Source organism: Pseudomonas sp. 1121_17, assembly GCF_052850745.1.
Map to the genome: position 1 here is coordinate 59,211 of NZ_VXCX01000018.1, position 25,168 is coordinate 84,378.

Genomic DNA, 25,168 nt, shown 5'->3' on the forward strand with positions numbered 1-25,168 from the left:
TGCCAAGTCGAGCGTATAGATGAAGCGAATGCGTCGCCTGTTGGTTATCGGCTGCCTGTGCCTGCCCTTGATCGCCCTGGCACGGCCCGCTGCGGTGCCGACGGTGGCGCTGGAGTCGGTTCAGCAACAATGGCTGGAGGAGCACCGCAGCCTGCGCGTGGGCCTGGTGCTGCAGGCGCCTTATGCGCAGTTCGACCGGCGCCTGCAGCAGCTGTATGGGGCCAACGTCGAACTGGTCAGCTGGCTGGCGCAGGCGCTCGGCCTCGACCTGACCTGGCGCAATTTCGCTGACCAGGCAGCGCTTGAGCACGCCCTCAAGGCTGGTGAGATCGACTTCGCCCCAGGCCTCACGCAGACCCCGGCCAGCCTGCGCCTGTGGCTGTTCAGCGATCCGTACATGCGCGTGCCGCAGCTGGTGGTCGGGCCGCGCAGCGGCGCGGTGGCGGTCGAACTGGAAAAGCTTGAGCCCAGCGAACGGGTAGTGGTGCGCACGCCTAGCCCGCTGGCCGATTACCTGCGCAGTAACTACACCCACCTCAACCTGCAAGGCGTGCCCAACGAGCGGCAGGCGTTGCAAGCCCTGCTCGGGGCGCAGGCGAGCTTTGCTGTGGTCGACGAAGCGCAGCTCAGCCGCCTGTCGCGCGAAAGCGAGTTCAGCGATCTCGTCGTGGTCGGTGACATCGGCTTGCCGCAACTGCTGCGGATCGGTTCGCGGCGTGACTGGCCGCTGTTGGCCGATGTGCTCGAACGCGGGCTGCAGGCGATGCCGGCCAAGCAGCTGGAGCAATTGCACCAGCGCTGGCTGCAGCCCAAGTACCCGCGCCTGAGCGAGAGCGCGGGTTTCTGGCAGAACCTGGCGCTGTTGTTTGGGCTGCTGTTGCTGTGTGCCATCGCCACCTTGTTGTGGCAGCGCCGTGAGCAGCGCCAGCTGGAACGCAGCTTGTTGCAGGCGCGCGAAGCGTTGGCCGAGCGCCACGGCCGCGAACAGGCACTGCGCCTGAGCCAGTTTTCCATCGACCACAGCACCGTCGGTATCCTCTGGATCAACTGGGACAGCCATGTGCGCTACGCCAACCACGCGGCCGAGGGCATGCTTGGCTACGCCGAAGGGCAACTGCTGGACCGGCCGCTGCGTGACTTCGAGCCCAACCTGGACATGGACCGTTGGCTGGAGCTGTGGCGCCGGGTGCGGGCTGGCAACGGTGGCGCCGAGCAATTCGAGAGTCAGTGCCGGTGTGCCGATGGCAGCGTGTTGCCGGTCGATCTGTCGCTGAGTTTTTTGCGCTTTCGCGATGCTGAATACCTGGTGATGTTTCTCACCGACGTCACCGAGCGCCGGCGCACCGTGGCGGCCCTGCGCGAAAGCGAAGCGCAGCTCAAGGGCATTGCCGGCAACGTACCGGGGCTGGTGTTTCGGCTCGAACGCAACCCTGCTGCCGGCGAGCTGGAATTCCCCTATATCAGCGAGGGTAGCGAAGCCCTGGTTGGCTACACTCCGGCAGCCATCCAGCATCCGCAGATGGGCTTGCGCAACCTGGTCCATCCGGATGATCGCAGTGATTATCACCGGGTCCAGGATCTGGCCCTGGCCAACAATCAGGACTGGTCGTGGCAGGGGCGCATCGTCACCCGCCAGGGCGAGCAGCGCTGGGCTGACATCAAGGCCAGTACCCGGCGCCTGGCCGACGGTCGCGTGGTCTGGGATGGGGTGGTCTGGGACATCAGCCAGAGCAAACGCGCCGAGCTGGCCCTGGCCCGTTCCGAGGGGCAGTTGCGCGAGTTGTCTGCTCACCTTGAGAGCGTGCGCGAAGAAGAAAAGGCCCGCATCGCCCGCGAAGTGCATGATGAACTGGGGCAGATGCTGACCGTGCTCAAGCTCGAAGTGTCGATGTGCGAGCTGGCCTATGCCGAGCTCGACCCCGGCCTGCACGAGCGCCTGGCGAGCATGAAGCGCTTGATTGCGCAGTTGTTCCAGCTGGTGCGTGATGTCGCCACTGCCCTGCGCCCGCCGATCCTTGATGCCGGCATCGCCTCGGCCATTGAATGGCAGGCGCGCCGCTTCGAAGCGCGCACGCAGATACCGTGTCTGGTGCAGGTGCCGGATAATCTGCCAGCATTGAGTGATGCCAAGGCCACCGGGCTGTTTCGGATACTGCAGGAGGCGCTGACCAACGTGATGCGCCATGCCCAGGCGCACACCGTGCAGATCGAGCTGCTGCGCACTGGCAGCACCCTGCGCCTGAGTGTGATCGATGACGGTGTCGGTTTTTGCCCAGATCAACCCAGGCCGACCTCGTTTGGCCTGGTCGGTATGCGTGAGCGGGTATTGATGCTGGGTGGCAGCATGACCCTGGACAGTGAACCCGGCGAGGGCAGCAGCCTGAGCGTCAGTATCCCTCTGGATTAGGAGACAAGCGTGATTCGAGTGCTGGTGGCAGAAGACCACACTATTGTCCGCGAGGGCATCAAGCAACTGATCGGTCTGGCCAAGGACATGCAGGTGGTGGCCGAGGCGGGCAATGGCGAGCAGTTGCTGGATGCGTTGCGCCACACCCCGTGCGAAGTGGTTTTGCTGGATATTTCCATGCCGGGGGTCAATGGCCTAGAGGCGATCCCGCGCATCCGCGCACTGAACAACCCGCCGGCAATTCTCATGCTGTCGATGCATGACGAGGCGCAAATGGCTGCGCGGGCGTTGAAGGCCGGCGCCGCCGGCTACGCGACCAAGGACAGCGACCCGGCGCTGTTGTTGACGGCCATCCGCAGAGTGGCGGGAGGAGGGCGCTACATCGACCCGGCGCTGGCTGACCGGATGGTGTTCGAGGTCGGCCTGACCGACACCCGGCCGCTGCATACGCTGCTGTCGGAGCGCGAGTTTTCGGTGTTCGAGCGCCTTGCCCAGGGCGCCAACGTCAATGACATCGCGCTGCAGCTGGCGCTGTCGAGCAAGACCATCAGCACCCACAAAGCGCGGCTGATGCAGAAGCTCAAGGTCAACTCCTTGGCCGAGCTGGTGAAGTACGCCATGGAGCACAAGCTGGTGTAACTGTTCTGCCGACGACGTCGGCAGTCACCCGCGCACCTGACACTGCGAGCAGCGCATGCGGCACGTGCCGCGCTCAAGGACGCGGCTGCCTGCTACTCACGACCTCCCTGGCGCAGTCGCACAGCTACCGAAATGCCTATCTAATAACGCCATCCGTGTAGGGCGATCCCTACAGGCAATCTTCCAAGGGGATGATGGCATTCTCTCAGCGGCCCCGATTTGCCGGCAATTGCGCCTTGTCTAAGCTTCTCTCACGCAGTCATCCAACAAAAAGGTGCAGGCATGAGCGAGGCGAATTCGAACACTGCCAGCGGCGACACGCTGGTCAGTTTCCGTGGTGTGCAGAAGAGCTACGACGGCGAGTCGTTGATCGTCAAAGACCTCAATCTGGACATCCGCAAGGGCGAGTTCCTGACCTTGCTCGGCCCGTCCGGCTCGGGCAAGACCACCAGCCTGATGATGCTGGCCGGTTTTGAAACCCCCACCGCCGGCGAAATCCTCCTCGGTGGGCGCTCGATCAACAACGTGCCACCGCATAAGCGCGATATCGGCATGGTGTTCCAGAACTACGCATTGTTCCCGCATATGACCGTCGCCGAGAACCTTGCCTTCCCCCTGAGCGTACGCAACCTGAGCAAGACCGACATCAGCGAGCGGGTCAAGCGCGTGCTCGGCATGGTCCAGCTCGACGCCTTCGCCCAGCGCTACCCCGGTCAGCTCTCCGGCGGCCAGCAGCAGCGGGTGGCATTGGCTCGTGCTCTGGTTTTCGAGCCGCAGCTGGTGCTGATGGACGAACCGCTCGGGGCGCTGGACAAGCAATTGCGTGAGCACATGCAGATGGAGATCAAGCACATTCACCAGCGCCTGGGTGTGACCGTGGTCTACGTCACCCACGACCAGAGCGAAGCACTAACCATGTCTGACCGGGTGGCAGTGTTCCATCAGGGCGAAATTCAGCAGATCGCCGACCCGCGCACCCTCTATGAAGAGCCGCGCAATACCTTCGTCGCCAACTTCATCGGTGAAAACAACCGCCTCAGCGGCACCTTGCTGGCGCGCAATGGCGAGCGCTGCCAGGTGCAACTGGCGCGGGGCGAGAAGGTCGAGGCGTTGGCGGTGAATGTGGGCCAGGCGGGCGATCCGGTGACCTTGTCGATCCGCCCCGAGAGGGTCCGCCTCAATGGCCACAGCGAGCACTGCGCCAACCGATTCTCCGGCCGCGTGGCCGAGTTCATCTATCTGGGCGACCACGTACGGGTGCGTCTGGAAGTCTGCGGCAAGGGCGACTTCTTCGTGAAGCAGCCGATTGCCGAACTCGACCCGGCCCTGGCCGTGGGCGATGTGGTACCGCTGGGCTGGGAAGTCGAACACGCCCGCGCGCTCGATCCGATTGCCGAAGCCCATTGAAGGCTCGCTTAACCAACCCTGTACTGTGGAGAGAATAATAATGCGCAAGCAGTTGAAACTGACCGCCGTGGCCCTCGGCCTGTTCGCCGCCAGCCAGGCCATGGCCGCCGCAGACCTGACCGTGGTGTCGTTCGGTGGTGCCAACAAGGCCGCCCAGGTCAAAGCCTTCTACGAGCCGTGGGAAAAGGCCGGCAAGGGCAAGATCGTCGCCGGGGAGTACAACGGTGAAATGGCCAAGGTCAAAGCCATGGTCGATACCAAGAGCGTGTCGTGGAACCTGGTCGAAGTCGAATCGCCGGAGCTAGCCCGTGGTTGCGACGAGGGCCTGTTCGAGGAAATCGATCCCGCTCAGTTCGGTAACGAGGCGGACTACGTCAAGGGCGCTATTCAGCCTTGCGGTGTCGGCTTCTTCGTCTGGTCCACGGTGCTGGCCTACAACGCCGACAAACTCAAGACCGCACCAACCAGCTGGGCTGATTTCTGGGATACCAAGCAGTTCCCGGGCAAGCGCGGCCTGCGCAAAGGTGCCAAGTACACCCTTGAGTTCGCGTTGATGGCCGACGGTGTTGCGCCCAAGGACGTCTACAAAGAACTGGCGACCAAAGCCGGTCAGGATCGCGCCTTCAAAAAGCTCGATCAGCTCAAACCGAGCATTCAGTGGTGGGAAGCCGGCGCCCAGCCGCCGCAGTACCTTGCCTCTGGCGACGTAGTGATGAGCTCGGCCTACAACGGTCGCATCGCTGCCGTGCAGAAAGAAAGCAACCTCAAGGTGGTATGGAATGGCGGCATCTACGACTTTGACGCCTGGGCCATTCCTAAAGGCGCGAAGAACAGCAAAGAGGCGAAGGACTTCATCGCCTTCAGCGTTGCGCCCGAGCAGCAGAAGACCTACTCGCAAAACATTGCCTACGGTCCGGCCAATTCCAAGGCGGTCGCGCTGCTGGCGGATGACGTGAAGAAAGACATGCCGACCACGCCTGAAAACATCGCCAACCAGGTGCAGATCGACGTGGCGTTCTGGGCTGACAACAGCGAGCAGCTGGAGCAACGCTTCAACGCCTGGGCGGCGAAGAAGTAACTGCGCCCTCGGAGCGCCGGGTATCTCCGGCGCTCCCCGTTTTCCAGATTTTCGGAGTTCGCCATGGCCATTGCAGTGCCCCTGAACGAAGGCGCAGGTAAAAGCCTCAAACAGCGCCTCAAGCATGCCGAGCGGGTCAACCGCTGGAAGGCCCAGGCGTTGATCGCGCCGCTGGCGCTGTTTCTTCTGCTGGTGTTCCTGGTGCCGATTGCGGCGCTGTTGTTCAAGAGCGTGGCCAACCCCGAGGTGGTCGCCGGCCTGCCGCGCACCGTCGAGGCGGTACAGCAGTGGGATGGCAAGAGCCTGCCTGGCGAACCGGTATATCAGGCGCTGAGCCAGGACCTGGCCGAGGCGCGCAAGAACCAGACCCTCGGTGACCTGTCCAAACGCTTGAACATGGAGCTGGCCGGTTACCGCAGCCTGTTGTCGAAGACTGCCCGGGCGCTGCCGTTCGCGAGCGAGCCGGCTTCCTATAAAGAAGCACTGCAAAACCTGGATGAGCGTTGGGGCGATCCTGCCTACTGGCAGGCGATCCGCCGCAATACCAGCACCGTCACCGCCTATTACCTGCTGGCCTCGGTCGATCACCGCATCGATGACCTCGGTGAGATAGCCAAGGCCACGCCGGACCAGGCGATCTACCTGGATATCTTCACCCGCACCCTGTGGATGGGTGTGGTCATCACCGTGATCTGCCTGCTGCTGGCTTACCCGTTGGCCTATCTGCTAGCCAACCTGCCAACCCGGCAGAGCAACCTGTTGATGATTCTCGTGCTGTTGCCGTTCTGGACCTCGATTCTGGTGCGGGTCGCTGCCTGGATCGTGCTGTTGCAGTCGGGCGGGTTGATCAACAGTGCGCTGATGGCGATGGGCATCATCGATGAGCCGTTGGAATTGGTGTTCAACCGCACCGGGGTGTACATCTCGATGGTGCATATCCTCCTGCCATTCATGATCCTGCCGTTGTACAGCGTCATGAAGGGCATCTCGCCGAGCTATATGCGCGCAGCGATTTCGCTGGGCTGCCATCCGTTCGCCAGTTTCTGGCGGGTGTACTTCCCGCAGACCTACGCAGGTATTGGCGCAGGTTGCCTGCTGGTGTTCATTCTGGCGATCGGCTACTACATCACCCCGGCGCTGCTCGGCAGCCCGAACGATCAAATGGTCAGCTACTTCGTGGCCTTCTACACCAACACCAGCATCAACTGGGGCATGGCCACCGCACTGGGCGGGCTGTTGCTGCTGGCAACCGTGCTGCTGTACCTGATCTATAGCTGGCTGGTCGGCGCCAGCCGCCTGCGTCTGAGCTGAGGAGCCTTGTCATGCTGAGCCCCTATATGTCACCCATCGAGCGGGTGTGGTTCTACAGCCTGCGGATCCTCTGCGGCCTGATCCTGTTGTTCCTGGTGCTGCCGATACTGGTGATCATCCCGCTGTCGTTCAACAGCGGCAGCTTTCTGGTGTACCCGCTGCAGGGCTTTTCGCTGCACTGGTATCAGGACTTCTTTGCTTCGGCGGAGTGGATGCGCGCCCTGCGCAACAGCATCATCGTCGCCCCTGCGGCGACTGTGCTGGCAATGGTGTTCGGCACCCTGGCCGCGATTGGCCTGACCCGCGGCGACTTCCCTGGCAAGTCGTTGGTGATGGCCCTGGTGATCTCGCCGATGGTGGTGCCAGTGGTGATCATCGGTGTCGCGAGCTATTTGTTCTTTGCCCCGCTGGGCTTGGGCAACAGCTTCACCTCGTTGATCCTGGTGCACGCGGTGCTGGGCGTACCGTTTGTGATCATCACCGTGTCGGCCACCCTGCAGGGCTTCAACTACAACCTGGTGCGGGCCGCGGCCAGCCTCGGTGCCTCGCCGCTGACCGCGTTCCGTCGGGTGACCTTGCCGCTGATTGCCCCTGGGGTGATCTCGGGGGCATTGTTTGCCTTCGCCACCTCGTTCGATGAAGTGGTGGTCACGCTGTTTCTCGCCGGGCCTGAACAGGCAACCCTGCCGCGGCAGATGTTCAGCGGTATTCGCGAGAACCTGAGCCCGACCATCGCTGCGGCAGCGACCTTGCTCATCGCCTTCTCGGTGGTGCTGTTGCTGACCCTGGAATGGCTGCGTGGGCGCAGCGAAAAACTGCGTACACAACAGCCAGAGTAACCTGCTGGCGCCAGCCCCCACCCTCGGGCTGGCGCGCTGCAGCAGGATTGACACCAATCAGCCCCCATCCCGCGGGGCTGAGGTACAATGCGCGCCACCGTGATTTCTGCCTACAGGTGCGCCATGCAGCCCTACGCTATTGCCCCGTCCATTCTTTCTGCCGATTTCGCCCGCCTGGGTGAAGACGTCGACAAGGTACTGGCCGCCGGCGCCGACATCGTCCACTTCGATGTCATGGACAACCACTATGTCCCCAACCTGACCATCGGCCCGATGGTGTGCAGCGCACTGCGCAAATACGGCGTCACCGCGCCGATCGATGTGCACCTGATGGTCAGCCCGGTCGACCGCATCATCGGCGACTTCATCGAAGCCGGCGCTACCTACATCACCTTCCACCCGGACGCGACCACGCACATCGACCGCTCGCTGCAGTTGATTCGTGACGGCGGCTGCAAGGCTGGCCTGGTGTTCAACCCGGCTGCCGGTCTGGAGACCCTGAAGTACGTGATGGACAAGGTCGACATGATCTTGCTGATGAGCGTCAACCCAGGCTTCGGCGGGCAGAAGTTCATCCCTGGCACCCTCGACAAGCTGCGTGAAGCACGCGCGCTGATCGATGCCAGCGGGCGTGACATCCGCCTGGAGATCGACGGCGGCGTCAACGTCAACAATATCCGCGAGATCACCGCTGCTGGCGCCGACACCTTTGTCGCCGGCTCGGCGATCTTCAATGCGCCCGACTACCAGGAAGTGATCGCCAAGATGCGCGCCGAAATGGCCCTGGCCCGCCCATGAGCGGCTTCGAGCAGCTGTTCCCGGGGACGCTGCCCAAGTTGGTGATGTTCGATCTGGATGGCACGCTGATCGACTCTGTCCCCGACCTGGCTGCAGCGGTAGACCGCATGCTGCTCGAACTCGGTCGCCCGCCGGCCGGCCTTGAGGCGGTTCGCCACTGGGTCGGCAATGGCGCACCGGTACTGGTGCGCCGGGCACTGGCGGGAGGCCTTGACCACGGCACGGTTGACGACGCGCTGGCCGAGCAGGGCCTGGCCCTGTTCATGGAGGCCTATGCCGAGAGCCATGAGCTCACCGTGGTCTACCCGGGCGTGCGCGACACCTTGCGCTGGCTGCACAAGCAAGGCGTGGAGATGGCGCTGATCACCAACAAGCCGGAGCGCTTTGTCGCGCCGCTGCTGGATCAGATGAAGATCGGTCGCTATTTCCGCTGGATCATTGGCGGCGACACCCTGCCACAGAAAAAACCTGACCCGGCGGCGTTGCTGTTCGTGATGAAAATGGCCGGGGTCAGCCCGGCGCAGGCGGTGTTCGTCGGCGACTCGCGCAGCGATGTGCTCGCTGCCAAAGCCGCCGGGGTGCAGTCGGTTGGCCTCAGCTATGGCTACAACCACGGCCGGCCAATCGAGGAAGAATCGCCCAGCCTGGTGATCAGTGATCTGCGCATCCTGTTGCCTGGTTGCGTAGTCACCGACACTGGGATAACGTTGGCCGACCTTCCAGCCTCCAAAGACAGAGAGTCCATCGTGGCGGTTATCGGCAAATACTGGATGAAAGTCATCAAGGCCCTGGCCCGTTGGCGTTGGCGCGCCTGACTTCTGCTCGCCGGCAGCTGCCGGCCCGTCCGTTTGCCTGACCCCATTGCTCTTGCTCCGAGGCTACTCATGACCCGCGAAGAATTCCTGCGTCTGGCCGCTGCTGGCTACAACCGCATTCCTTTGGCCTGCGAAACCCTGGCCGACTTCGACACGCCGTTGTCGATCTACCTGAAGCTGGCTGATCAGGCCAACTCGTACCTGCTCGAATCCGTTCAGGGCGGCGAGAAGTGGGGCCGTTACTCGATGATCGGCCTGCCATCGCGCACGGTGCTGCGCGTGCACGGCTATCAGGTGAGCATCCTTGAAGACGGTGTCGAGGTAGAAAGCCACGAGGTGGAAGACCCGCTGGCCTTCGTCGAAGCGTTCAAAGAGCGTTACAAGGTTGCCGATATCGCCGGCCTGCCGCGCTTCAATGGCGGCCTGGTCGGCTACTTCGGTTACGACTGCGTGCGTTATGTGGAAAAACGCCTGGGAGCCTGCCCGAACCCGGACCCACTGGGTGTGCCGGACATTCTGCTGATGGTCTCGGACGCAGTAGTGGTGTTCGACAACCTGGCCGGCAAGATGCACGCGATCGTGCTGGTCGACCCGTCTGCCGAAGACGCCCTCGAACAGGGCCAGGCGCGCCTGCAGGCGCTGCTGGGCAAGCTGCGCGAGCCGATCACGCCACGTCGCGGCCTTGACCTGAGCGGGCCGATGGCTGCCGAACCGGCATTCCGTTCAAGCTTCACCCAGGATGATTACGAACGTGCGGTCGATACGGTCAAGGAGTACATCCTCGCCGGCGACTGCATGCAGGTGGTGCCGTCGCAGCGCATGTCGATCGACTTCAAGGCCGCACCCATTGACCTTTATCGCGCGCTGCGCTGCTTCAACCCGACGCCTTATATGTACTTCTTCAACTTCGGTGACTTCCATGTCGTCGGCAGTTCGCCGGAAGTGCTGGTGCGGGTCGAAGACAACCTGGTCACCGTGCGCCCAATCGCCGGCACCCGCCCACGCGGTGCCAACGAAGAAGCCGACCGCGCGCTGGAAGACGACCTGCTGTCCGACGCCAAGGAAATCGCCGAGCACCTGATGCTTATCGATCTGGGCCGCAACGATGTCGGCCGCGTTTCGGCAACTGGCAGCGTGCGCCTGACCGAGAAGATGGTGATCGAGCGCTATTCCAACGTCATGCACATCGTCTCCAACGTCACCGGCCAACTGGCCGAGGGCTTGACCGCAATGGATGCACTGCGGGCGATCCTGCCGGCCGGCACCTTGTCCGGCGCGCCGAAGATCCGTGCCATGGAAATCATCGACGAGCTCGAGCCGGTCAAGCGTGGCGTGTATGGCGGCGCAGTCGGTTACTTTGCCTGGAACGGCAACATGGACACCGCGATCGCCATTCGCACCGCGGTGATCAAGGATGGCGAACTGCATGTTCAGGCCGGTGGCGGTATCGTTGCTGATTCGGTGCCTGCACTGGAGTGGGAAGAAACCATCAACAAGCGCCGCGCGATGTTCCGCGCCGTAGCCCTGGCGGAACAGACCCCGTCGCGTTGATGTGTTGAGTTGGCTGGCCGCCACGCGGCCTCGCTCCATCTGCCTGCCTTGTGCTTGACCCAGCGCCCCGTGCGGGATGACCCGCGCCTGGAGGCGCAAGCGCAAGGTTCGAATCAGAAGTCAGTCTTCTAGAGGTTTGCCGCACATGTTACTGATGATCGACAACTATGACTCCTTCACCTACAACGTCGTCCAGTACTTTGGCGAGTTGGGGGCCGAGGTCAAGGTCATCCGCAATGACGAGATGACCATCGCCCAGATCGAAGCACTCAACCCCGAGCGCATCGTGGTCTCACCAGGCCCGTGCACCCCGAGCGAAGCCGGTGTGTCGATCGAGGCCATTCTGCATTTTGCCGGCAAGCTGCCGATCCTTGGCGTTTGCCTTGGCCACCAGTCGATCGGCCAGGCCTTTGGCGGCGACGTAGTCCGCGCCCGCCAGGTGATGCATGGCAAGACCAGCCCGGTCCATCATCGCGACCTTGGCGTGTTTGCCGAACTGAACAATCCGCTCACGGTGACCCGTTACCATTCGTTGGTGGTCAAGCGCGAGACGCTGCCCGAGTGCCTTGAGGTGACCGCCTGGACTGCCCACGACGATGGCTCGGTGGATGAAATCATGGGCCTGCGCCACAAGACTTTGAACATCGAAGGGGTGCAGTTCCACCCCGAGTCGATTCTTACCGAGCAGGGCCACGAGCTGTTCGCCAACTTCCTCAAGCAGACCGGCGGCCGCCGTTAAGGATTCGAGCATGGATATCAAAAGCGCGTTGAGCCGTATCGTTGGCCACCTGGACCTGTCGACTGCAGAAATGAGCGACGTCATGCGCCAGATCATGACCGGCCAGTGCAGCGAGGCGCAGATCGGTGCCTTCCTGATGGGCATGCGCATGAAGAGCGAGAGCATCGACGAAATCGTCGGCGCGGTCTCGGTCATGCGTGAGCTGGCAGACAAGGTCGAGCTGGAAAGCCTCGACGGCGTGGTCGACGTGGTCGGTACCGGCGGCGACGGTGCGAACATCTTCAACGTGTCCACGGCGGCGTCGTTTGTGCTCGCCGCGGCTGGCTGCAAGGTGGCCAAACACGGCAACCGCGCAGTCTCGGGCAAAAGTGGCAGTGCCGACCTGCTTGAGGCGGCCGGTATTTACCTGAACCTGACGCCAGTGCAGGTTGCCCGCTGCATCGACAGCCTGGGCATCGGCTTCATGTTCGCGCAGAGTCACCACAAAGCCATGAAGTACGCCGCGGGCCCGCGTCGCGAGCTGGGCCTGCGCACTTTGTTCAACATGCTTGGCCCGCTTACGAATCCGGCCGGAGTGCAACACCAGGTGGTTGGCGTGTTCGCCCAGACCTTGTGCCGGCCGCTGGCCGAGGTGCTGCAGCGCCTGGGCAGCAAGCACGTGTTGGTGGTGCACTCCAAGGATGGCCTGGATGAGTTCAGCCTGGCAGCGCCGACCTTTGTTGCCGAGCTGAAAAAAGGTGAGATCAGCGAGTATTGGGTCGAGCCCGAAGACCTCGGCATGAAGAGCCAGAGCCTGCATGGCCTGGCTGTGGAAAACCCGCAGGCCTCGTATGAACTGATCCGCGATGCCTTGGGCCGGCGCAAGACCGAAAACGGCCAGAAGGCCGCCGAGATGATCGTGCTCAATGCGGGCGCCGCGCTGTACGCAGCAGACCACGCAATGACCCTGGCCCAGGGCGTAGAGCTTGCCAGCGATGTATTGCACACCGGCCTGGCCTGGGAAAAACTCCAGGAACTGGGCGCCTTTACCGCCGTATTCAAGCAGGAGAACGAAGCATGAGCGTGCCGACCGTGCTGGAAAACATCCTCGCCCGCAAGGTCGAAGAAGTCGCCGAGCGCTGTGCCCGGGTCAGCCTGGCCGAGCTCGAGCAACTGGCCAAGGCCGCTGATGCGCCGCGTGGCTTCGCCAATGCGCTGATCGAACAGGCCAAGCGCAAGCAGCCTGCGGTGATTGCCGAAATCAAGAAGGCCTCACCGAGCAAGGGCGTCATCCGCGACAACTTCGTCCCGGCCGATATCGCCGTCAGTTACGAGAGGGGCGGCGCGACCTGCCTGTCGGTGCTGACCGACATCGATTATTTCCAGGGCGCCGATGCCTACCTGCAGCAGGCCCGCGCGGCCTGCACGCTGCCGGTGATTCGCAAGGACTTCATGATCGATCCGTACCAGATCGTCGAAGCCCGTGCGTTGGGCGCCGATTGCGTGCTGCTGATTGTCTCTGCGCTGGATGATGTGCGCATGGCCGAACTGGCCGCTGTGGCCAAGTCGGTCGGCCTGGATGTGCTGGTCGAAGTGCATGACGGCGATGAGCTGGAGCGGGCCTTGAACACCCTCGACACACCATTGGTCGGGGTCAACAACCGTAACCTGCACACCTTTGACGTCAGCCTGGAAACCACCCTCGACCTGCTGCCACGAATTCCGCGTGAGCGGCTGGCGATCACCGAGAGCGGGATCTTCAACCGGGCCGATGTCGAGCTGATGGAAATCAACGGGGTGTACTCGTTCCTGGTTGGCGAAGCGTTCATGCGTGCTGAGCAACCGGGGCAGGAATTGCAGCGGCTGTTCTTCCCGCAGCGGCCGGTACAGAACGTGGTTCAAGAACTGGACTGATCGACCTTGAAGCCGGCCATTGCCGGCTTCGTCGTTTCTAGAAGGTGGCTAAAAGGTGGCATCCCGATGAGCGAACAACCTCTGGCCCTGACCGTCGCGCAGGGCCTGCAAGCCGAGCAGGACCTGCTCGCCGCCGTGTGCCGCGGCGATGCCGAGGCCGGCGTGCTGTTCTGGCGCCCGACCGATCAGGCGCTGGTGATGCCGCGGCGGCTGAGCCGGCAGGACAACTTCGAGGTTGCCTGCGCCGAGCTGGCCATCGCTGGCTGGCCGGTGCTGCTACGCGAGACTGGCGGCGAACCGGTGCCGCAATCGCATGCAACGGTCAACGTCGCGCTGGTGTATGTTGCCCCGCGTAGCGAAGGCGACCATGGCCGTATCGAGAACGCTTATGAGCGTTTGTGTCAGCCGCTGTGTGAGGTTCTGCGCGAGTGGGGCGGGGTGGCTTCGCTGGGCGAGATCGATGGCGCCTTCTGCGACGGACGTTACAACGTCAACCTCAACGGGCGCAAGCTGGTCGGCACTGCTCAGCGCTGGCGCCAGGGCCTGGGCGGCAAGCGCCCGGTAGTGCTGGTGCATGGCGCCCTGCTGCTGGATAACCAGCGCGAGTCGATGGTGGCGGCGGTCAACCGCTTCAATCAGTGCTGCGGCATCGATCAGCACTGCCGCGCCGACAGTCATATCGCCCTGCATGAAGTGGCGCCGGCAGTGCCCTGGTTCGAGCGCCTGTCTGCCGCCTATGCTGAGGTGATCGCAGGTCTGCCCCAAGATTAACGGGTGCCGTACACCACCATGGTTTTGCCCTTGACCTGAACCAGGCTGCGCTCCTCCAGATCCTTGAGGACGCGGCCGACCATCTCCCGTGAACAACCCACGATCCGCCCGATCTCCTGGCGGGTGATCTTGATCTGCATGCCGTCCGGATGAGTCATGGCATCGGGCTGCTTGCACAAGTCGAGCAGGCAGCGGGCGACGCGCCCGGTGACATCGAAGAACGCCAGGTCGCCGACCTTGCGCGTGGTGTTGCGCAGGCGCTGGGCCATCTGGCTGCCCAAGGCGTAGAGAATCTCAGGGTCGAGGCGGGCGACCTCGCGGAATCTCTCGTAGCTGATCTCGGCCACTTCGCATTCGGTCTTGGCCCGCACCCAGGCGCTGCGATACTGCTCCTTGCCGACTGGCTCGAACAAGCCCAGCTCACCGAAGAAGTCGCCATCGTTGAGGTAGGCGATGATCATCTCGCGGTCCTGGTCATCTTCGATGATCACGGTGACCGAGCCTTTGATGATGAACGACAAGGTTTCAGCCCGGTCGCCGGCACAGAGGATATCGCTCTTGGCGGCAAACCGGCGGCGCTGGCAGTGCGCCAGCAACTTGTCGATGTTCTTGATCTTGGCGGAGAGGGCGGACACAACCATCAGGACATCCTGTTCGATGCGATACAGAGGCTTTTCGGATCGGCTGGCAGGCCGCGCCAGTCATTTGGCGCCAGCTTATCAGGCGCTGCCCCAGTGTATCGGCAGCGATGCGTGTTGAGTTGAGCTTTTCCGACGGGCTCACAAGGCTTAAGCTGGCACCCTTTCTACGTATCTGGAGTCGACAAGCATGAAGGCACGCATCCAATGGGCCGGTGAAGCCATGTTCCTCGGTGAATCGGGTAGCGGCCATGTCGTGGTCATGGACGGTCCGCCCGAAGCCGGTGGGCGCAACCTTGGCGTGCGGCCGATGGAGATGCTCCTGCTCGGCCTCGGTGGCTGCAGCAACTTCGACGTGGTCAGCATTCTGAAGAAATCGCGCCAGGCAGTGGAGAGCTGCGAAGCATTCCTGGAAGCCGAGCGCGCTGACGAAGATCCGAAGGTGTTCACCAAGATCCACCTCAACTTCGTGGTCAAGGGTCGCGGCCTCAAGGAAGCGCAGGTCAAGCGCGCTGTCGAGCTGTCAGCAGAGAAGTACTGCTCGGCGTCGATCATGCTCGGCCGCGCAGGTGTGGAAATCACCCACAGCTATGAGATCGTCGAACTCGGCTGAGTTGTTTCCGTGTTGTAGAGCAAGGCCAGCCCAGGCAGCAGCGCCAGCAGCAGTGCTGGTGCATTGCTGGCCAGCAGGATGAAAGTCTCGGCGGTGCTCCACGTGGTGCCGAAGCATTGGGCAAACACCAGGCACTGCAACAGTGCCGTGATGCTGGCGGCCAGCAAGAAGACGCCAAGCAGCAGTCGGCGTCTGTGGGTAAAGCAGCCCGCCAGCACAAACAGTAACTGCCCCGGCAGGCTCAACAGCAGCAGTTCAAGTGCACTATTGCTGTCGGGTTCGCCCAGGCTGGGTAGACTGAAGCTCGCTTGCCGGATTTGCGCGGTCATCAGGCATATGAACAGGTAGGCCATCAACGGCAAGCCCAGACTTTGCAGCAGGCGCCGGGCAACTCTCGACATTATCGACGCAGCCCGGGTAACAGCGCGAGCAGGCGTTCAGGCAAGTTGCCGCGCAAGCTGGCACTGAGCTTTTCACGATGCTTTTGGTAGACAAGGCCCAGACCGATCACGCCGAGGCCGATCAAGGTCAGCAGCAGCGGGAACAACAGCGAGTCGGCAAATACCTGATAGGACAGGTAGCCCAGGTAGGCCGCCACGCCCATGGCGCCGAACACCATGAAGATCGGCCGTCGCAGCAGCACCGCCAGGCCCATCAGGCCCAGGTTGATCAAGCCATACATGGCTTTGCCCCATTCGCTGCCGCTGTCGAGCAGGGTCAACCCGCCCCAGAACGCTGCCAGGCCAGCCAGGTAACCCCAGAAGGCGTAGTCCTTGCGCGTGCGTCCATCGACCACGATGCTCAGCAGCAGCACGCCCAGGCCGAACCAGACCGAGACCAGGCGCCGCTGCTCCCAGCTGAACGGCGCGCCGTATATCCACTCGGTCAGGTCCATCGACATGAACCACAGCGCCACTGCGATCGGCATGACGATGAACGGGAAGGCAATCAGGCGCAGCATCAGCAGGCCAGCGAGCACCGTCGCCGCCTCCATCAGCAGCCAGCCGGCTTGCACGTTGGTGTAGTACTGATGGAAGTCGACCTGAGTGTCGTCCAGCGGCCACCAGCCCAGCAAGCGCTGTAGAGCAAACACGCTCAGCGGCACAATGCTCACCGCCACTGCGCCGAGCACGCCGGCAGGCACAAGCTGCTGGCGCCGTTGCAGGGCCAGGGCTGATGTGGTCAATACGGCGATATACAGCAGGGCGATAGCCAGCAGTGCTGAATCACCGATGCTCATCCAGGCTTGGGTGAGCAGCCAGCCCATGGCGGCCATGATCAGCAGGCCGCCGAGGTAGAACGCTACATGCGCCAGTTGGAAGCTGGCTTGAGCAGCCGGTTGGCGCCGCAAGAAACTCAGCAGCGCCTGATCCTGGCCGGGTTGCAGAATACCGGCGTCGACCGCACGCGCCAGTTCCTTGGCATCGAAACGTTCGGTCATCTGTGTATTCCTAGATGCGGTAGGTGCTTTTGGTCATGACCTTGGCCATCAGGCTCATGCCAAAGCGCACGGGCGCCGGGAAGCGATAGCCGCCGGCTTCCAGTGCCGCGTCGGCATGGTGCTCTTCATCGACCCGCATCTGCTCGAGAATGGCCCGGGATTTTTCATCTTCGCTGGGCAACTGCTCGAGGTGTTCATCCAGATGCTTGCAGACCTGATGCTCGGTTGCCGCAACGAAGCCAAGGCTGACCTTGTCGCTGACCAGCCCGGCGATTGCGCCGATGCCGAACGACATGCCGTAGAACAATGGGTTGAGCACACTGGGATGGCTGCCGAGTTGGCGAATACGCTGCTCGCACCAGGCCAGATGGTCGATCTCTTCTTCGGCTGCATGCTCCATCGCCTTGCGCACCTGAGGCAGGCGGGCGGTCAGCGATTGCCCCTGGTACAGCGCCTGGGCGCAGACTTCACCCGTGTGGTTGATGCGCATCAAGCCGGCGACGTGGCGCGTTTGCGCGTCGTCCAGGTCAGCGTCGGGCTGGATGATTGCAGGAGAAGGGCGGCTAGGTTGGCCGCTGAAAGGCAGCAAGGTGCGCATGGCGGTATCGGCCTGCAGCAACAAGCGGTCGAGCGGCGAATAGTGACGTTCGGTAGCCATCGGGCACCTCCGCAAGAGTGATGCCCGACAGTTTACCGCAAACCCCTGGCCGGGGCTTGCCTTGGATCAGCCCGGTGGCCAGTGCATCTGGCGCTGGCCGAGCACGTGCATGTGAATATGGTAGACCGTCTGGCCGCCCAGTTCGTTGCAGTTCATGACTACGCGGAAACCGTCTTCGCAACCCAGCTCCTTGGCCAGACGCTGCGCGGTGAAGAGGATATGGCCGGCGACGGCCTTGTCATCTTCGGTCAGGTCGTTGAGGGTGCGGATCGGCTTTTTCGGGATAACCAGAAAATGTACCGGCGCCTGCGGGGCGATATCGTGGAAGGCCAGAACCTGGTCATCCTCGTAGATGATCTTGGCGGGGATTTCCCGGTTGATGATCTTGGTGAAGAGAGTCTCCACAGCACTTGCTCCATGGTCAGGGTCCGAGCTGAGTGTACCCAGCACGGCGCTGCGCGCACAGTGCTATTGCGCTTCCAGCGGGCAGTAACGGCGATTGATCAAGCCGGCCAGCTTGCGCGTCAACCAACGCGGCAGGAGGCGTGGCAGTCTCGCCAGCCAGCGATTGCGCCGACCGGGCATGATCAGCGGGCGGTTCTTGTCCAGTGCGCGGACGGTATACAACGCCACTTCTTCGGCGCTCAGGCAGCGCTGGCCGTTGTCCAGCCTGGGGATCTTGCGCAGTGCCGAGCGTACTGGGCCTGGACACAGCACCGAGACCTTGATGCCGGTACGGCCAAGCTCTTCGCGCAGGGCTTCGGAAAAGCTCAGCACATAAGCCTTGCTCGCGGCGTAGCAGGCCATCCACGGGCCGGGGGCCACAGCTGCCAGCGAAGCAACGTTGAGAATCTGCCCACCGCCCTGGATCGCCATCAGGTTGCCAATGGCGTGGCACAGGCGGGTCAGGGCGAGGATGTTGACCTCGAGCAGGTCTTGTTCGTCAGCCCACTCGTGGGCCAGAAACGGGCCATACGTGCGGTGCCCGGCGCAGTTGGCCAGCAGGTCAATGCGCCGCTCGCCTTCTTCCAGCTCAAGTACAAAGCTCGACAAACGCAGCGGCTGGCTGAGGTCGCAGACACGCAGCAGCACCTCGACGCCAAAGCGCTGAGCCAGCTCGATTGCCAGCGGTTCGAGGGTCTCGCGATGGCGCGCCACCAGGATCAGGCTACGGCCACGCCGCGCCAGGGCTTCCGCCAGGGCCAGGCCCAGGCCGCTGGAAGCACCGGTGATCATGGCGTAACGGGTCATGCGCGGCTCCTGGGGCGACGGAAAGGGGCGCTAGTGTACAGCGTGGCCAACAGAGGTGTTGCCTTTTGCTACAGCGCCCCAGCGGGTCAGAACGGTTTGACCACTACCAGAATGACAATCGCCAACAGCAGGAGTACCGGTACCTCGTTGAACCAGCGGTAGAACACATGGCTGCGCTTGTTGGTGCCAGCAGCGAAGCGTTTGCGCTGAGCGCCGCACATGTGATGGTAGCCGGTCAGCAGGATTACCAGAGTCAGCTTGGCATGCATCCAGCCCTGGCTGAGCCAGCCTGGGGTCAGGTAGAGCATCCAGATGCCGAACACGAAGGTGGCGATCATCGCCGGGTTCATGATGCCGCGATACAGCTTGCGCTCCATCACGGTGAAGCGCTCCTGGCTGGTGCTGTCCTCGCTTTGCGCGTGATAAACGAACAGCCGTGGCAGGTAAAACAGGCCGGCGAACCAGCAGACCACGCTGACGATGTGCAGCGCTTTGATCCATAGGTAAAGCATGGAGGGTGTTCCTTCAGGTTTTCACGGTGGTCGGATAGTAGTGGTGAAGCACCTGCGGCGCATCCCAAGAGTTGTTACAGGCGGCTGGCAGCCCTATCATCGTGCGCTTTCCAGTCGCATCGTTGATAAGGGGCAAGCGTTATGATCAAGGTCGGTATCGTCGGCGGCACGGGTTACACCGGGGTCGAACTGTTGCGTCTGCTGGCGCAGCATCCTCAGGCCGAAGTCGCGGTCATCACCTCGCGCTCGGAAGCCGGTGTGGCAGTGGCCGATATGTACCCGAACCTGCGTGGTCATTACGACGGCCTGGCCTTCAGCGTGCCCGACAGCAAGGCCCTTGCGGCCTGTGACGTGGTGTTCTTTGCCACCCCGCACGGCGTTGCCCACGCCCTGGCTGGCGAGTTGCTGGCGGCCGGTACCCGAGTTATCGACCTGTCGGCTGACTTCCGCCTGCAGGACGCGGTCGAGTGGGGCAAGTGGTACGGCCAGCCGCACGGTGCGCCGGAGCTGCTCAAGGATGCGGTCTATGGTTTGCCTGAGGTGAACCGCGAGAAGATCCGTCAGGCACGTCTGATCGCTGTGCCGGGCTGCTATCCAACCGCTACCCAGCTTGGCCTGTTGCCGTTGCTCGAAGCTGGCCTGGCCGATCCATCGCGCTTGATCGCCGACTGCAAGTCTGGGGTCAGCGGTGCGGGGCGTGGGGCTGCGGTCGGTTCGCTGTTCTGCGAATCCGGCGAAAGCATGAAGGCCTATGCGGTCAAAGGGCACCGCCACCTGCCAGAAATCAGCCAGGGCCTGCGTCTGGCGGCTGGCCAGGACATCGGCCTGACCTTCGTCCCGCACCTGACACCGATGATCCGCGGTATTCACGCCACGCTGTACGCAAATGTCGTCGACAAGTCGGTCGACCTGCAGGCCTTGTTCGAAAAACGCTACGCCGATGAACCGTTCGTCGATGTAATGCCGGCTGGCAGCCACCCGGAAACCCGCAGTGTGCGCGGCGCCAACGTCTGCCGTATCGCCGTACACCGGCCGCAAGGTGGTGACCTGGTGGTGGTGCTGTCGGTGATCGACAACCTGGTCAAGGGCGCATCAGGGCAGGCGCTACAGAACCTCAACATCCTGTTCGGCCTGGACGAGCGCATGGGCTTGTCCCACGCCGGCTTGCTACCTTGATCGCGGCGACCCGCCTTTTGCTGCGGCGTAAGGCGGGTCGACTGCTGCTTACGTATTCTTGACCATTTTTCTCGGAGAAGCGGATAATAGCCGCCATCGAGTTTTATGGCGGCACTGCGCCGGGAGAGTCAACATGAGCGTCGAATCCTTCACCCCCACGGCTTTGGAGTTCACCCAAGGTGCTGCAAGCAAGGTGAAGAACCTGGTCAGCGAAGAGGGCAATGCTCGTCTGAAGTTGCGCGTGTTCGTGACGGGCGGCGGCTGTTCGGGCTTCCAGTACGGCTTCACCTTCGATGAAGAAGTGGCTGACGACGACACCATCGTCGAGCGCGAAGGCGTTGCGCTGGTGGTCGATCCAATGAGCTACCAATACCTGGCTGGCGCCGAAGTCGATTACCAGGAAGGTCTGGAAGGCTCGCGTTTCGTGATCAAGAACCCTAACGCCACCACCACCTGTGGCTGCGGTTCTTCGTTCTCGATCTGAAGCAGGGCTGATTGGCAAAACGCCGCGCAATTGCGCGGCGTTTTGCATTCTGCGGGGGCGTTAAGCGGGGTAGACAGCGCCGAGCACGCGCAGGCCTTTGGCGGCGGTGACGCTGGGGCGATTGGCGGGGATGCCCTGCAGGCAGCAATGTGCCAGCCAGGCGAAGGCCATTGCCTCGACCCAGTCCGGATCGACGCCATAGGCTGCGGTACTGGAGACCTCAGCGTCTGGCAACAGCTGCGCCAGGCGCTGCATCAAGGCGCCATTGCGCGCACCGCCGCCACACACCAGCAGGGCCTCGGTGGCGGTTTGGGCATTGCTCAGTGAGTCGATGATGCTGCGGGCAGTCAGCTCGAGCAGCGTGGCCTGCACGTCTTCGTCGCGGTAGGCGGGCAATGCTGCCAGATGGGCTTGCAGCCATGGCAGGTTGAATACCTCGCGACCGGTGCTTTTCGGGCCGCTGCCGGCGAAGAACGGGTCACTCAGCAGGCGTTTCAACAGCGGCTCAATGATCACGCCGCTTGCCGCCCAATTGCCATCAGCGTCATATGCCTGGCCGCGCTTGCGCTCGATCCAGGCATCCATCAGCACGTTGCCGGGGCCGCAGTCGAAGCCGTGCACTGGCGTGTTCTGTTCGATCAGGCTGAGGTTGCTGAAGCCGCCGACATTGAGTACTGCCAGGCGCTGACCAAGTTGGCCGAACAGCGATTCATGGAAGGCTGGCACCAGTGGCGCGCCTTGGCCACCGGCGGCAACATCGCGCCGACGAAAGTCCGCTACTATGCAAATCTCGGTCAGCTCGGCCAGTAACGCCGGGTTGCCAATCTGCATGGTGAAGCCGCGTGCAGGCTCGTGACGGATGGTCTGGCCGTGGCTGCCGATAGCGCGAATGTCATCAGCTTGCAGGCCTTGTGTGGCCAGCAGTTGCGCGATGCCCTCGGCGGCGAGGATGGCCCAGCTGTTCTCGGCCAGGCAGGCGCGGGCTATCTCGTCAGGGCCGCTGGCGCACAGGCTCAGCAACTGCTGGCGCAGATCGGCGGGCATCGGGGTGTAGTGGGTGGCAAGCAGCCGCAGCTGCTCACCGTGTTCGATCAAGGCGATGTCCAGGCCGTCGAGGCTGGTCCCGGACATCACTCCCAGATAGAGCGCCATGACTCAGCGCTTGTTCGCGGCGAGCAGGGTGGCCTTTTCCTGGTCCATGCGGGCAACCAATGGCTGACTTTGCTGGAGGAAGCGCTGGCGCTCGGACTTGGCGATCGGATCAGCCATCGGCACCTTCTGGCTCAGCGGGTCGACGTGGACACCACCTACCTGGAACTCGTAGTGCAAGTGTGGGCCGGTCGACAGGCCGGTAGTACCGATATAGCCGATGATCTGCCCTTGCTTGACCGTGCTGCCGGTCTTGACGCCTTTGGCGAAGCCTTGCATGTGGCCGTAGAGAGTCTTGTAACGGTTGCCGTGGGCAATGATCACAGTGTTGCCGTAACCACCACGACGGCCTGCCAGTTCGACACGACCATCGCCTGCAGCCTTGATCGGCGTACCGCGAGGGGCCGCGTAGTCGACACCCTTGTGTGCGCGAATCTTGTTCAGGATTGGATGCTTGCGGCCATTGGAGAAGCGTGAGCTGATGCGGGCGAAATCTACCGGAGTACGGATGAACGCCTTGCGCAGGCTGTTGCCGTCAGCGGTGTAGTAGTTGGTGTTGCCTTGTTTGTTGGTGTAGCGCACTGCGGTGTAGGTCTTGCCGCGGTTGGTGAAGCGGGCCGAGAGGATATTGCCGGTGCCGACCACCTTGCCGTCCATGACCTTCTGCTCGTAGACCACGTCGAATTCGTCACCAGGGCGGATGTCCTGTGCGAAGTCGATGTCGTAGCCCAGTACACGGGCCATGTCCATGGTCATGCTGTGCGACAGCCCGGCACGCTGGGCCGAGGCCGACAGTGAGCTCTTGATCACGCCGTGGGCATAGGCAGTGCGCACGACCGGTTTGCTGACTTCGCGCTCGAAGCTGTAACCCTTGTCGGTCTTGCTCAGGCGAATGGTTTCGAGGTTGCTGACCTTACTGTGCAGGGTGGTCAACTGGCCGTCTTTATCCAGTTCGAACTGCAGTACCTGGCCATGCTTGAGCTGGCTGAACTGCTTGGCTTGCTTGCCGCTGGCGAGCACGTCGTGGACCACGTTGGACGGCAGGCCGACCTTGGCGAACAGGGTCGACAGGGTGTCGCCGCGGGCGACGGTTACTTCACGATGGCCTGGCGCCTTGGGTGCTTCAACCGGTGCTTCGGTCTTAGCGGTGTTCTCGGCCGGGGTAGCGGCGTTGTCGATCTGGGCAAATGGCGAGGCTTGCTCGGCAGGTGCCTGCAGCATGGGTGCTGCGTTGGCTTCGTCTTTGAGCTGCTCGGCGGGTGTTTCCAGCTCGAGATTGAGGGTGGTTTTCTTGGCTTCGACTTCGCTTGAAGGGAATACCAGCAAGGCCAGGCTGAGGAGGGCGGCAATGCCGCTCGCGGCCACCAGATGGCTTTTCGGATAAAGCGGCGGCGCTTTAGGCGTTTCTTTAGGCATAGGAAGGTGACTTTGAAAAGGTGAATGAAAAAAGTGAAATAGAAAAGATGAATGACATGATGAAGATGAAATAACTGTATAAAATATAACCAAAAGCAGTTTCGCGCAAGGGCGCATAGACGTCAACAGCGCCCGTTCGGGTCACATCTCGTTGCCAAACTTGTATTTGATGGCCGATCTTGTATGGTTGGCTGCCTTTGAATCTGAGCCTTGCGGGTTTTCTATGAAGTCGGTTGAAGAGCAGCTGGCGCTTATCAAGCGCGGTGCGGAAGAGGTATTGGTCGAGTCGGAGCTGGTCGAAAAGCTCAAGCGCGGTCAGCCGCTGCGTATCAAGGCGGGCTTTGACCCGACCGCACCGGATCTGCACCTGGGGCACACGGTCCTGATCAACAAGCTGCGCCAGTTCCAGGAGCTGGGGCATCAGGTGATCTTCCTGATTGGCGATTTCACTGGCATGATCGGTGATCCAAGCGGCAAGAGCACCACCCGCCCGCCGCTGACCCGCGAGCAGGTCCTCGACAATGCCGAGACCTATAAACAGCAGGTGTTCAAGATTCTCGACCCGGCCAAGACCGAAGTCGCGTTCAACTCCACCTGGATGGACCAGCTGAGCCCCGCCGATTTCATTCGCCTGTCGTCGCAGTACACCGTGGCGCGGATGCTCGAGCGTGACGACTTCGACAAGCGTTACACCAGCAACCAGCCGATCGCGATCCACGAATTCCTCTACCCGCTGGTGCAGGGCTACGACTCGGTAGCGCTGAAATCCGACGTCGAGCTGGGCGGTACCGATCAGAAATTCAACCTGCTGATGGGGCGTGAGCTGCAGCGTGCCTACGGCCAGGAAGCACAGAGCATCGTTACCATGCCGCTGCTCGAGGGCTTGGACGGCGTCAAGAAGATGTCCAAGTCGCTGGGTAACTATGTCGGTATCCAGGAAGCGCCGGGAGTGATGTACAGCAAGCTGGTGTCAATCCCGGATTCGCTGATGTGGCGTTACTTCGAGCTGCTGAGCTTCCGCTCCATGGAAGAGATCGAGCAGTTCCGCGCCGATGTCGAGCAGGGCGCCAACCCGCGCGACATCAAGATCAAACTGGCGGAAGAAATCGTCGCTCGCTTCCATGGTGAGGAGGCTGCGGCCAATGCGCACCGCGCTGCCGGTAACCGGATGAAGGATGGCGAGCTGCCGGAGGACATCCCTGAGGTGACGGTCGCCGCTGTCGAGTCGATGCCGATTGCTGCAATCCTGAACAAGGCTGGCCTGGTCAAGAACTCGGCTGCAGCGCGGGACTTGCTGGCTGCGGGTAGCGTGAAGGTTGATGGCGAAGTGGTTGATCGCAGCTTTGTGTTTGCCTTGGGTGCGACCCATGTGTGTCAGGCAGGCAAGAAAGCCTTTGCGCGGGTTTCGCTGAAGGCAGAGTGATGTTTGCTTCTATATAGAGTGCTTGGCTGTATAGAGAGAGCGGGGAGGCCGAAAGGCCTCCCCGCTTTTGTTTGTGCGGGCCAAATGCAAAAAGCTGAAATTAACGGTTGACGGGGTTTCATATGCGCTTATAATGCGCCCCACTTCCAGCGTAGTTGT

Annotated in this window: 26 protein-coding genes; 17 read left to right on the forward strand and 9 right to left on the reverse strand. The window is 62.3% G+C overall.

Annotated features, from left to right (window positions below):
• Window positions 1-19 precede the first annotated feature (19 nt).
• The 13 genes from FW789_RS23210 to FW789_RS23270 all read left to right on the forward strand — a co-directional run bounded on the left by FW789_RS23210 (window position 20) and on the right by FW789_RS23270 (window position 14,248).
• The gene (locus FW789_RS23210) at window positions 20-2,407 is read left to right on the forward strand and encodes a PAS domain-containing sensor histidine kinase (protein WP_446432106.1); all 2,388 of its coding nucleotides are present in this window, start codon (window positions 20-22) and stop codon (window positions 2,405-2,407) included.
• Window positions 2,408-2,416: 9 nt separating this feature from the next.
• Window positions 2,417-3,046 (forward strand): response regulator, encoded by a 630-nt coding sequence (locus tag FW789_RS23215; RefSeq protein WP_103435186.1) that lies wholly within the window; start codon window positions 2,417-2,419, stop codon window positions 3,044-3,046.
• 282 nt (window positions 3,047-3,328) lie between these two features.
• Window positions 3,329-4,453, forward strand: coding sequence for an ABC transporter ATP-binding protein (locus tag FW789_RS23220; RefSeq protein WP_101322379.1), 1,125 nt, complete (start codon window positions 3,329-3,331; stop codon window positions 4,451-4,453).
• Window positions 4,454-4,493: 40 nt separating this feature from the next.
• A complete protein-coding gene (locus tag FW789_RS23225) occupies window positions 4,494-5,531 on the forward strand; it encodes an ABC transporter substrate-binding protein (RefSeq protein WP_181089417.1) in 1,038 nt (345 codons plus the stop codon).
• Window positions 5,532-5,594: 63 nt separating this feature from the next.
• A complete protein-coding gene (locus FW789_RS23230) occupies window positions 5,595-6,842 on the forward strand; it encodes an ABC transporter permease (RefSeq protein WP_446432107.1) in 1,248 nt (415 codons plus the stop codon).
• An 11-nt stretch (window positions 6,843-6,853) separates the two neighbouring features.
• Entirely contained in the window at window positions 6,854-7,681 is an 828-nt protein-coding gene (locus FW789_RS23235; RefSeq protein WP_446432108.1) for an ABC transporter permease, read from the forward strand.
• A gap of 123 nt (window positions 7,682-7,804) precedes the next feature.
• On the forward strand, window positions 7,805-8,479 hold the full coding sequence (rpe, locus tag FW789_RS23240; protein ID WP_103438663.1) for a ribulose-phosphate 3-epimerase: 675 nt from the start codon (window positions 7,805-7,807) through the stop codon (window positions 8,477-8,479).
• Window positions 8,476-9,294, forward strand: a complete 819-nt coding sequence (locus FW789_RS23245; RefSeq protein ID WP_340612736.1) for a phosphoglycolate phosphatase — start codon at window positions 8,476-8,478, stop codon at window positions 9,292-9,294. The genes rpe and FW789_RS23245 overlap by 4 nt, the downstream gene beginning before the upstream one ends.
• A gap of 69 nt (window positions 9,295-9,363) precedes the next feature.
• Window positions 9,364-10,845 (forward strand): anthranilate synthase component I, encoded by a 1,482-nt coding sequence (trpE, locus tag FW789_RS23250; protein WP_103435183.1) that lies wholly within the window; start codon window positions 9,364-9,366, stop codon window positions 10,843-10,845.
• A gap of 145 nt (window positions 10,846-10,990) precedes the next feature.
• Complete coding sequence (locus tag FW789_RS23255) at window positions 10,991-11,584, forward strand: aminodeoxychorismate/anthranilate synthase component II (protein ID WP_103435182.1); 594 nt, start codon at window positions 10,991-10,993, stop codon at window positions 11,582-11,584.
• Window positions 11,585-11,594: 10 nt separating this feature from the next.
• A complete protein-coding gene (gene trpD / locus FW789_RS23260) occupies window positions 11,595-12,644 on the forward strand; it encodes an anthranilate phosphoribosyltransferase (protein ID WP_103435181.1) in 1,050 nt (349 codons plus the stop codon).
• On the forward strand, window positions 12,641-13,477 hold the full coding sequence (gene trpC, locus FW789_RS23265; protein ID WP_207073960.1) for an indole-3-glycerol phosphate synthase TrpC: 837 nt from the start codon (window positions 12,641-12,643) through the stop codon (window positions 13,475-13,477). The genes trpD and trpC overlap by 4 nt, the downstream gene beginning before the upstream one ends.
• Before the next feature lie 66 nt (window positions 13,478-13,543).
• Entirely contained in the window at window positions 13,544-14,248 is a 705-nt protein-coding gene (locus tag FW789_RS23270) for a lipoate--protein ligase family protein (protein ID WP_103435179.1), read from the forward strand.
• Here the strand turns inward: FW789_RS23270 and crp are convergent.
• Window positions 14,245-14,889 (reverse strand): cAMP-activated global transcriptional regulator CRP, encoded by a 645-nt coding sequence (gene crp / locus FW789_RS23275; RefSeq protein ID WP_103435178.1) that lies wholly within the window; start codon window positions 14,887-14,889, stop codon window positions 14,245-14,247. The genes FW789_RS23270 and crp overlap by 4 nt on opposite strands.
• A gap of 187 nt (window positions 14,890-15,076) precedes the next feature.
• Between crp and FW789_RS23280 the strand changes: the two genes are divergently transcribed.
• The gene (locus tag FW789_RS23280) at window positions 15,077-15,499 is read left to right on the forward strand and encodes an OsmC family protein (RefSeq protein ID WP_101322368.1); all 423 of its coding nucleotides are present in this window, start codon (window positions 15,077-15,079) and stop codon (window positions 15,497-15,499) included.
• Here FW789_RS23280 and FW789_RS23285 read toward each other — a convergent pair.
• The 6 genes from FW789_RS23285 to hemJ form a co-directional block, all read right to left on the reverse strand.
• Window positions 15,475-15,900: a hypothetical protein gene (locus FW789_RS23285; protein ID WP_446432109.1), complete on the reverse strand. Its 426-nt coding sequence runs from the start codon at window positions 15,898-15,900 to the stop codon at window positions 15,475-15,477. The two genes, FW789_RS23280 and FW789_RS23285, sit on opposite strands and share 25 nt — an antisense overlap.
• On the reverse strand, window positions 15,900-16,940 hold the full coding sequence (locus tag FW789_RS23290) for a DUF2157 domain-containing protein (protein WP_207073958.1): 1,041 nt from the start codon (window positions 16,938-16,940) through the stop codon (window positions 15,900-15,902). The genes FW789_RS23285 and FW789_RS23290 overlap by 1 nt, the downstream gene beginning before the upstream one ends.
• A 10-nt stretch (window positions 16,941-16,950) precedes the next feature.
• A complete protein-coding gene (gene coq7 / locus FW789_RS23295) occupies window positions 16,951-17,598 on the reverse strand; it encodes a 2-polyprenyl-3-methyl-6-methoxy-1,4-benzoquinone monooxygenase (RefSeq protein ID WP_207073957.1) in 648 nt (215 codons plus the stop codon).
• A gap of 66 nt (window positions 17,599-17,664) precedes the next feature.
• Window positions 17,665-18,003, reverse strand: a complete 339-nt coding sequence (locus tag FW789_RS23300) for a histidine triad nucleotide-binding protein (protein ID WP_101322364.1) — start codon at window positions 18,001-18,003, stop codon at window positions 17,665-17,667.
• A gap of 63 nt (window positions 18,004-18,066) precedes the next feature.
• The gene (locus FW789_RS23305) at window positions 18,067-18,849 is read right to left on the reverse strand and encodes an SDR family NAD(P)-dependent oxidoreductase (RefSeq protein ID WP_446432110.1); all 783 of its coding nucleotides are present in this window, start codon (window positions 18,847-18,849) and stop codon (window positions 18,067-18,069) included.
• Window positions 18,850-18,935: 86 nt separating this feature from the next.
• Window positions 18,936-19,361, reverse strand: a complete 426-nt coding sequence (gene hemJ, locus FW789_RS23310; protein WP_101322362.1) for a protoporphyrinogen oxidase HemJ — start codon at window positions 19,359-19,361, stop codon at window positions 18,936-18,938.
• Between the two features lie 141 nt (window positions 19,362-19,502).
• Between hemJ and argC the strand changes: the two genes are divergently transcribed.
• Both argC and erpA read left to right on the forward strand, forming a co-directional pair.
• Entirely contained in the window at window positions 19,503-20,537 is a 1,035-nt protein-coding gene (argC, locus tag FW789_RS23315) for an N-acetyl-gamma-glutamyl-phosphate reductase (RefSeq protein ID WP_207073956.1), read from the forward strand.
• A gap of 133 nt (window positions 20,538-20,670) precedes the next feature.
• Window positions 20,671-21,021, forward strand: coding sequence for an iron-sulfur cluster insertion protein ErpA (gene erpA / locus FW789_RS23320; RefSeq protein WP_103435172.1), 351 nt, complete (start codon window positions 20,671-20,673; stop codon window positions 21,019-21,021).
• 60 nt (window positions 21,022-21,081) lie between these two features.
• On the opposite strand, the gene FW789_RS23325 is transcribed toward erpA, so the two are convergent.
• Both FW789_RS23325 and FW789_RS23330 read right to left on the reverse strand, forming a co-directional pair.
• Window positions 21,082-22,173 (reverse strand): anhydro-N-acetylmuramic acid kinase, encoded by a 1,092-nt coding sequence (locus tag FW789_RS23325; protein ID WP_446432111.1) that lies wholly within the window; start codon window positions 22,171-22,173, stop codon window positions 21,082-21,084.
• A gap of 3 nt (window positions 22,174-22,176) precedes the next feature.
• Entirely contained in the window at window positions 22,177-23,586 is a 1,410-nt protein-coding gene (locus tag FW789_RS23330) for a peptidoglycan DD-metalloendopeptidase family protein (protein WP_150571184.1), read from the reverse strand.
• Between the two features lie 223 nt (window positions 23,587-23,809).
• Here FW789_RS23330 and tyrS point away from each other — a divergent pair, with 223 nt between their 5' ends.
• Complete coding sequence (gene tyrS, locus FW789_RS23335) at window positions 23,810-25,009, forward strand: tyrosine--tRNA ligase (RefSeq protein ID WP_101322357.1); 1,200 nt, start codon at window positions 23,810-23,812, stop codon at window positions 25,007-25,009.
• Window positions 25,010-25,168: the final 159 nt, after the last annotated feature.